Origin of the sequence: Staphylococcus sp. AtDRG32 (genome assembly GCF_004365845.1) — a bacterium.
Taxonomy (GTDB): domain Bacteria; phylum Bacillota; class Bacilli; order Staphylococcales; family Staphylococcaceae; genus Staphylococcus; species Staphylococcus hominis.
In genome coordinates this window covers 361,821-372,530 of sequence record NZ_SODE01000002.1, presented here as the reverse complement: position 1 = coordinate 372,530, position 10,710 = coordinate 361,821, and the positions used below count along the sequence as shown (strand labels likewise).

The 10,710-nt window shown below is 34.5% G+C and carries 1 protein-coding gene; it reads right to left on the bottom strand.

What is annotated here, in order from left to right:
* Positions 1-10,400 (bottom strand): hyperosmolarity resistance protein Ebh (ebh, locus tag BDW25_RS05765; RefSeq protein WP_133945094.1); only part of this gene is annotated, 10,400 nt, incomplete at its 3' end.
* Positions 10,401-10,710 lie beyond the last annotated feature (310 nt).

The window sequence follows — 10,710 nt, the reverse complement described above, 5'->3', positions numbered from 1 at the left end:
AACTTAGGTTGTACCGCGTCAATTTTTGCGATAGCCGCTGTTACTTGTGCTGGTGTCGCATTGTCATCATGAATCACTCTATCTGCTTCTGTTTTTGCTGCTTCCAGTTCATCATGAATTTTAGCCATTTCATTATTGTATGCAGTCACACTTGCTGGTTTCTTACCTTCGGTAACTCCTACATGATTTAATCCTGGGCGTTTTTGTTCTAGCGCTGACTTATCTGCTTTTAATGCATTTTTTGCTTCAGTTAATTGAGTTAATGCTTCTTCTACTTTTGCTTTCTCATCTCTGATTTCTTCAGCTGTCGCATCACCGTTGTTAATCACACCTTGGGCTTCTGAACTAATTCGCTCTGCTTCTGCTTTTTTCGCTCTATAATTATCTGCTGTTGCTGGCGTCATTCCTGGTGTTGGATCTTCTTCGCTAGTCGCTGCATCTAATTTCGCTTTTGCTTTCACTAATTCACTGTTATTTTCTTTGTCGTGAAGTAAACTAATGGCATTGTCTAACTTAGGTTGTACCGCGTCAATTTTTGCGATAGCCGCTGTTACTTGTGCTGGTGTCGCATTGTCATCATGAATCACTCTATCTGCTTCTGTTTTCGCTGCTTCAAGTTCATCATGGATTTTAGTCATTTCATTATTGTATGCAGTCACGCTCGCTGGTTTTTTACCTTCGGTAACTCCTACATGATTTAATCTTGGACGTTTTTGTTCTAGCACTGATTTATCTGCTTTTAATGCATTTTTTGCTTCAGTTAATTGAGTTAATGCTTCTTCTACTTTCGCTTTCTCATCTCTGATTTCTTCAGCTGTCGCATCACCGTTGTTAATCACACCTTGGGCTTCTGAACTAATTCGTTCTGCTTCTGCTTTTTTCGCTCTATAATTATCTGCTGTTGCTTGCGTCATTCCTAGTGTTGGATCTTGTTCTGCTATTGCTTCATCAAGTTGACGTTTCGCTTCAACTAACTCACTATTATTTTCTTTGTCGTGAAGTAAACTAATCGCTTCAGTAAGTTTTGGTAAGACTGCTTTCACTTTGTCTAATGCTTCTTTCACTTCTGCTGGTGTTGCTTTTTCTTTATTTAACACTTCTTGTGCTTTCGTCTTAGCTTCTTCAATTTCACTTTGTATTCTTCCTAGAGCTTCATTATAAGCAGTGATGCTTGCTGGTTTTTTACCTTCGGTAATGCCACGTTGATCTAATTCTGGAAGTTTATGTTGTAATTCTGTTTTATCTGCTCTTAAATCATCTTTCGCTTGATTTAATGCTGTTAATACTTTTTCTACTTTTGCTTTTGCTTGAGCGATTTCTTCTGATGTCGCATCACCATTGTCAATCACGCTTTGGGCTTCTGAACTAATTCGCTCTGCTTCTGATTTTTTCGCTCTATAATTATCTGCTGTTGCTGGCGTCATTCCTGGCGTTGGATCTTGTTCAGCCGTTGCTTCATCAAGTTGACGTTTCGCTTCAACTAACTCACTATTATTTTCTTTGTCGTGAAGTAAGCTAATGGCATTGTCTAACTTAGGTTGTACCGCATCTATTTTTGCGATAGCCGCTGTCACTTGTGCTGGTGTCGCATTGTCATCATGAATCACTCTATCTGCTTCTGTTTTTGCTGCTTCAAGTTCATCATGGATTTTAGTCATTTCATTATTGTATGCAGTCACGCTTGCTGGTTTTTTACCTTCGGTAACTCCTACATGATTTAATCCTGGACGTTTTTGTTCTAGCACTGATTTATCTGCTTTTAATGCATTTTTTGCTTCAGTTAATTGAGTTAATGCTTCTTCTACTTTCGCTTTCTCATCTCTAATTTCTTCAGCTGTCGCATCACCGTTGTTAATCACACCTTGGGCTTCTGAACTAATTCGCTCTGCTTCTGATTTTTTCGCTCTATAATTATCTGCTGTTGCTGGCGTCATTCCTGGTGTTGGATCTTGTTCAGCCGTTGCTTCATCAAGTTGACGTTTCGCTTCAACTAACTCACTATTATTTTCTTTGTCGTGAAGTAAGCTAATGGCATTATCTAACTTAGGTTGTACCGCGTCAATTTTTGCGATAGCCGCTGTTACTTGAGCCGGTGTCGCATTGTCATCATGAATCACTCTATCTGCTTCTGTTTTTGCTGCTTCAAGTTCATCATGAATTTTAGTCATTTCATTATTGTATGCAGTCACGCTCGCTGGTTTCTTACCTTCGGTAACTCCCACATGATTTAATCCTGGACGTTTTTGTTCTAACACTGACTTATCTGCTTTTAATGCATTTTTTGCTTCAGTTAATTGAGTTAATGCTTCTTCTACTTTCGCTTTCTCATTTCTGATTTCTTCAGCTGTCGCATCTCCATTGTTAATCACGCCTTGGGCTTCTGAACTAATTCGCTCTGCTTCTGCTTTTTTCGCTCTATAATTATCTGATGTTACTTGTGTCATTCCTGGCGTTGGATCTTGTTCTGCCGTTGCTTCATCAAGTTGACGTTTTGCTTCAACTAAAGCACTATTATCTGCTTTATTTTGTAGTAATGAAATTGCATGTTGAATTTTCAATGAGACATCATTAATATTATTTGTCACATTTGCAACATCAGTATTTGTTGCTCTATCATTTGATAACACTTCATTAGCTCTTCTTCGAACTGCTTCAATTTCATCATGCAAATGCTGCATTTCATTATTATATGCAGTCACACTTAATGGTGTTTTACCATTAGTGTCTCCTTGTACGTTAAGTTTAGGTAAAGCATTTCTAATACTCGATTTATCTGCATGGGTTCTAATTGGTACATTTACAATCTCTATACTTCCATCTCTATAAGTAATACGTGTTGGTACTGCTTGCGTTGTATCACTCTGTAAATTTGTAGGTAAACTTACTCCTTCGTTTACATTAGCATGATCTTTATTATCTACACTAATTGCATTATTAAGTTCCTCATTACTAACTCTTTCGCCAGGTTCTTTGACTATCTCATGAATGATAACATCATGATGTTCTGGTCCCACAATTCCAACTGTATTATGACTGAAATTATCGTCACTTCCAGCAATAGATTCTGTATTAATCAGTACATGCGGTTTTAAAGAATTAGCTTTAAATGTCACTTTACCTGTTCTAGAATCAAGTGTTACATAATCTAGCTGATTATTCATCGACCATTGATTTTGATTATTTTTAGTTACAATTAATTCTCTAGATTGTTCTGTACTATTACCCATTTTTTCTACATAGCTAATTTTAACTTTATCTGTAGGATTTTTTGTTGTTGATGCATTAGCATTGTTTGGAATAACTTCGAACTCACCATTTTGTTTAAATGCAAATGTTGTGTTAGATGGTGTTGCTGGCTTAACTTTGTAAGTCGCACTTATAGCAGCTTCACTAGTCAATTCTCCATTCCCGGTCGTTGATTCGGTGTTAATCAACGTATCATTTGGAACTGACATTTTGTCATAAATAATTTCATTACCATCTGGAGAAACTGATAAACCAGGCGTGTTTATAGAATCACTCGCTTTTGTCCATTTGCCTGTGTTATTTTTGATAAATGTGCCAATAACTTGATTTCCTTTTTTAACAGTAATTCTATCTGGATTTACAATTATATTTCCAGCATTAACGCCTAAGTTTTTACCTATCCCTGGTGAAATGACTACATCACCAACATCATTTTGTGTAACAGTTGCTGGATTTGGAACTGCATTTGTCACTTTAAATATTGCTGGATCAGAAGTAAAGAATACATGGTTTTGGTTATCTAATACTTCAAATCTCGCTTCTTTTTTAAAAGCTTGAGTTGGATGTACTAAATTTGACCATTGTTCGTTATGAGAAGCTGTTGTATTTTGATTCCAAACAAGATGGAAACCATCTGTAGGTAAACCATTCGCATTTTCTAATGCTACATAATTATTAATATTTCCATTTCCTTCAAAACTTGTTCCTACGATCGTACTATACTCTGATTTTTTAAATTTATATTTATATTCATACACTTTTACTGGCACTTGATATACGTTATTAATACCGTTATATCTTACTTCAGCAGTTAAGTTTTGAATCCCAGCAATATTATTATTTGGAGCATTATTATTTTTCCAAGTCACTGTAGCCCCATTCATATAATTATCTTCAAATGTCACATAATTTGCTGCGTCATCGCCATAAGTTAACGCGTGACCGGCCACATCACGTTGTGGTGCTTTAGCAGTGGCTGGTGCATAAATGGTTACTGGAATAGAAACTGTTCTCGTTTCTCCATTCTTCAATGTGACAATGGCACGTTTAGTTGTAGTACCAATTGTGTTTTTCCATTGATTAGCATTCTGTTCCCATTCTACTCGTATGATATCTGAATTAGAGTTAATGTAAGTTCTAGGATTATTTAAATCAATGTTGTCCCCTTTAACAAATTTTAATCCGCCGTCTACCGCTTCAAGTTGTTTTGTTACAGGTGAAGATGCACTTAAATCTGATTCTATTGATTCTGAACGTGTTGAGTTCACAACAGAACCACTATTATTTTGTTCAGTAATCGTTACATGATCAACCGTGATAATTGATTTAGCTTTAATATTACCAAGTGGTAATACTCCTGGAATTGTAATAGACACTGAACCATCACGATTTCTAGTCATAGTTGTATTACTCATTTCTCTACCATCTTCAGTATATAGTTTAACCTGTGCATTATTTGGAACATTATTTACTTTAATAGATTGTCCAGATAAATCAGCTTTATATTTTGTACTTAAAGTGTCGATTGAAGGCGTAGTTGGTTTCACTTTAAACAATACATTAACTGGGTCTACTTGACCGTTAGGATATATCACGTTAATTGTTTCTGTAAAAATACCTGGACTATTTGATAAAGGTTGTCCAGAACCAGGTGCCCAATCGAAGTTCGTACCCGATGGTAAATAATTTGCAATACCTTCTACAAACGATCCTACATTAGATGACAAACCTTCATTTGAAGATAAGAAATTACCATTTATTGTTGTTTGATATACTCTTTTTGGTTTCGCTTTAACTACTCTATAGTGTGCTTCTTTTTCAATGGGTGTTGTTTCACCATCAAATAAGATGTTTGCTCTTAAAATTTGTGGGACACCTACTGTTGTAGAGTTAATATCTGGTCCATTACCAATCCAAGTCACAGTAGCATCTGTCAATGGTTGATCATTATTTATAACAAAGAAGTCATTATTATTTGTTCCTTTACCACTTGGGAATGGCTGACCTTGTACTGTAAATAATTCTATTCCTCTGATATTAGGAATGACATGTTTTACTGGTACAGTAATGGATGTTCTTGAATTATCTGCATAAGTGATAGTCACTTCAACATTTGCATTATTACCTGAACGATGAACATTACTAATTTCCCTACTTCTTATTTCATTACTGCCATCTGTAACGTAATTTCTATTGGTAATTGATTTCGAAATATCTAAACTGTTAAAAATAGCTTGTCTATCTGTCTCAGATAAACTTGCATTGTTACTAATATTTGCTATACGTATTGGATGTGACTCATCAGCAGTTGTCATGACACTATATTTATCTTTTAATGGTTTGATTAATACATTAAATACAGCCGTTGTTTCGTTATCACTACCATCTGTTACTTTAACTTTCACTTGTTTAGACATTGGGGTAGATACATTAGGGGCAACACCACTTAATATTGAATGTTTTAATACATTCATAGGTATTTGACTGTCATTAGGTACAGTAACATTTTTAATACCAAAGTTATCAGTTAATGTAAGTGTATTTCTGAAAGTTTCTCCTGAAAATACAACATGATCATTATAATTATCTAATACAATATTTGGCGTTACTTTATCAGTTGGTACAAATACGATATTAATCACATTGTCTGTTGATGACATTGATTGTCCAAGACGTTCAATATAGCTTTTTGCACCATAAGGCGTTAAATACAATTGTTGTTTATCTACCGCACCCATAATTCCATTACCCGTACCATTTTGTTTAAGTACTTTATCTAAATGGAAACCAGCAGCACCATTCATGGCTGGAATATCACCACTCATCACTGTCGAATTGCTGCTTGTATGTCTATAGTCACTGCGTGCAATGACAGAGTTGCTATATCCAGTATTGCTGTCAACGATGTCTAATACTTGAATAGGTTGACCATCATATGTAAATGGATGTTCTCCATCCGAATATATACTATTCCCTTTAGAATATCCTACAGGTTTAAATCCACGAGCTGAGCCTGATTCTGCTAATATTTTCTCTTGACCTTCTATATGGTTTCTCAACCCTGCATGTTTAGGCGTTGCTCTTAAAAGTGATAATACGTCATTACCTGTTATTCTTCTTCCAGTCGTTGCATCATATCGATAAATTATTGTTTTACCATCTGGAGACCACTCAAATCCACCATCTGTGCCTCGTCCATTAAGTTTTTGACTTGTCCAAGTCACAGTATAATCATTACGTAAATTTATCCATTTTAAGAAATCCATATGATCAAATGTTGAAATGAATTGTTTTGTTAATTCACCTTTAGTAATCGTTACTCTTACACGACTTGGATGATTACTTAAAGGTTCATCGTTTTCAATTCTGATATCACTATCATTTAAATTTAATTGCGGATTAGCATCTTTAAAGGCATTTCTAACTTGTGTAATTTCATCATTACTTAAATTTTTAGTTGTTGAACGATAAACACGTTGATTTTCTGCTAATGTATTGACATCAACTACGTTAACTTTAATTGTCAAACGTTCTGAACTATGGTTGTAAGCATTTAATGCATCTACGTTATAAGTATAAATACCAGCATTTAGACGACTTATTGCTTGAGGTGATGGTATTGAACTACCATTAATAGTTGTAAACGCATTATTAGGAATATCTTGTCCATTACTTAATGAGAAATATTTTCTTAAATCAGGTCCAATTGTATACTCTTGACCTTTAGCAATTGTGATAAATGCTTCTTTTGTATTTGAACTACCTGGTTCAGTATATATTGATTTACGTTGAGGTCTATATGTAATCACTTGAGCCGGATCAATTATACGAGTCGAACCATCTTTAAAAGTCAAGACTACTCTACCATCATTATCAACCATGTACGGATTAAATGTACTTAAAAATGATGTCAAACTACTATTTTTAGCTTTAAGCGAGTTAATGATATCATTTCTTTCACTTTGCGAAATACTATTAGGATTAACCACTGTTTTCAATTCTTGCTGACTAAACAACTGAACTGGTTTATCATCAGATAACTTTCCAATATGAAGATGATATGGGCTTACATTGGTAGTATTGCCTGCTCTATCATGAGCAACGGGTTGAACAAGTATGTCACTATTCCACGTTACATCATTCGAAATTGTTCCTGTAATCACTAAAGTACCTGCGTCTCCAGAAGCATCTCTATTGAATACCGCTTGTAAACCACTATTTCCAGTGATAGATGCATCTTCCACACCTGAGCCATATGCATTATCAGAAACAGGAATTGAAATATTAACGTTATCTCCACGATAGTATTTATCTTGAAGACCTCTTACGTTGCTAAATGTTGGCGGTGTAGTATCTAATCCTACATTAATCGAATTACTAAAGTTGGATTGTACTGAATCTTCATAGTATGTAATTGCTCTAATAACCCCATTATTAGGTAAAGGATTAGTATAATCACTTTCTTCAAATGTCACCGTGCCATCTAAGTTTGCCATCTTTTCCGCGAGTACAGTATAGCCTGAAGGTGCTGTGCCAGGACCTGCACCGTCTATACCACCTGAAACTAAACGTACTTTTGCTCTCTCATCTTGTGGCACATGTGTCACTGTAATAGTTGGTTTCTTACCTCCTTTTTGTCCTAATTGCGCTGCAAGTGTTGAAATAACTGGTGGATTGGGTTTGGCAATGACTTCAAAAATTTTAGTTTCATTACCGATTCTCGCTGTCATCACATGGCGTCCTGGCGGTAATTGACCAACTAATACTTTATTTTTCTCAAGTTCTGTATTGGGTCTATCTACTGCATCTTCAATTTGTAGAGATGGTGGATATCCAGAGATTTCCCATACATTTGCAGACTCGTTACTTTTAAATTGAATTCGAATATTTTGATGATAATCCTTATTATTACCATTAGTCACTGTATTAAGCATTTGACCTTCTTGTTGTAAAAAGACAGCATGATGTGCAGCTTGTGATTCAGGTGAATTTTCTTTATTATCGGTTGCATTATCTGAATAGAATCCAATGGATTGTTCTAACTTTGGTTTGACGAATAAATTTACTTTTTTGATTGTTTCACCATTATGATATGCATCACTTACATTAAACCCAACAAAAATTTCAATTGGTCTTCCCGTTCTCGCAGCCTCTTTTAATTTTTCTTCAGAAAACATTTCATGAATTTCATAAGAGTTAAGCGGATTTACACCAAAATTACCTCTATAACGATCAGTAGGTACTCTAGGAAATAAACCCATTACATGATCACTAGGGTTACTTAGATAACTTGCAACATCTTCAGCATATTCGTGTGTAGCGAAATCGCTATCTAAGTAATGTTTTTTCATTATTCTACGCTCTGGCACATCATAAGCCGATTCAACATGGTCAATATGCAGTACGCGATCAATAACATCTACAATTTTAGTTTTACGATCATTATACTGTTCTAGTGGCTCTAAATATAATTGGTTATAGTTGTTGATTTCATTAAATTCAATCCCTCTACCACCTGCTGCATAATATAATCTATCTTGTGAGCTACCAGACGTTTTAAATTGAATAGTATAACTATCTGTTCCTCTAGCTTGAAATGCATAGATATGATCAATACCTTGATTATGATCTACTTGCGCAGTTAAATAACGATAAATATCGTCTCCAGCTACTTTAATTTTATTTGGAACACCTTCTCTTTCAAAGAATGTAAGTGGTTGATTTTCATTACCACGTGCAAAATCCCCTAAATTATAAATATGATTAACTGAATCGTTATAGAACTCACTTCTATTCAAAGGATTACCTTGTCTGAAATTATATGCACTTGATGTAATACCACCAGCAGAATCCCACATTCTTGATAATGATTGGTCTCTACCATCTCCAGCACCAGATGATGCTGTTTCTCGGCCATTGACATCTGTAACTGTAAAACGAACTGGTCCTGTCGGCGTTTGACCTTTTGGTAAACCAAACCAAAATACCATGCCATTACGTTTAATATGATACTTATTAAAATTAATCGTCCATAAATATCCATCATTTTGTCTAATTGATGAAATTTCTGCAATACCTCTAACACTAGATGGACTCATATTTCGATAATGTGAGCGTGTAGTGTAATATGGTGCACTTTTATTTGTCGCATGTAAAAACGTTCCTGACCAATAACCGGAACCATCATTTTCATTTTCTACATACCATTCTTTTTTAGCATTATTATACAAATCTGAATTCTTTTTTACTTTTGAGCCAGGTTTTGGTCTAGAGTTATGAACTACTGGTGGTGTATAAGTGTTAGCAGTATTGCTAGGGGGTCTCGTTCCACCTTGTCCACGTACAGGGCGTCTACTTGATCTTACAGCACGTGCTTCTCTATTTGCTCTTGTATTAATAGTTCTTACTTGTCGTTGTGGCAGTGATTCAATTAATGCATTAGCTTGCTCTAGTTCCTTATATAATTCATTAATTAATGTTTGATTTGAATTGTTATTTTCACTAAAGAAATGATTAACTTTATTGAACGTCGATTTAATTTGAGCAACTTTTTTATTATCAGATTGTTCTCTATCAATTTTTTGATATTCAGCGTAAGAACGGTCATAAGCTGCTTGAAGTTTATCACCATCAATTGTTGTTGAAGTTGAAGATACTAGAGTATCATCTGATGCTTCTCTATCTTCGTAACGAGTACGATTACGGTTGTCATGATTATGTCCTTCATTCACCTCGGTTACATTTATATCATCTAATTTATTTAGTTGAGATTTAGCTTCATTGTTTTCTTTTAAATCTGTTGTTGTATGAGATGTATCTTTGTTTTCGTTTTGAGATGAAAATGATGTTAAATCATTTGTTAATGTATCAGTAGTCTGAACTTTATTTAAAGTTTCATTGTTTCCTTTTTGACTCTCAGATACAGGTGAAGCTTTAGGTTCTGTGTTAGATTGAACTTGCTTGTTACTTGTCTCATTTGAAGTTTGTTCTTGGTCTCTAGCTTTTGCTTGAATCACTTGTCCATCTTTTTGTAGTTGTTCACTGGCGTGTGCTTGAGGTGAACCTAAGAAAATTAATGTCGCAATAACAGTTGAAAAAGCACCGACTGTATATTTGCGGATACTAAACTTCTGTAATTTTTCTCGATAATTCACAGTGATTATTCACTCCTATTCTTGATGTTTATTCTTAGCTGTATAGGTGTAAATGATGAAACATTTTTATTTAAAAACTATATTATAACTCAATGTTTCACAATCATTTACTATATTGTACTGAACAATAGGTGTATTTGTTCATTTATATATTATCATCATTCATTTTATATGTGTATATTATTTTATGAATATTTTATTAAATAATATATTCAACTTATATACTAGATGCACTTCAAATAATTGTTTCAGAATTTATTTAGCTTATTAAAAATTAAAAATTCACTTATATTTTTTAATCTAGAAGCCA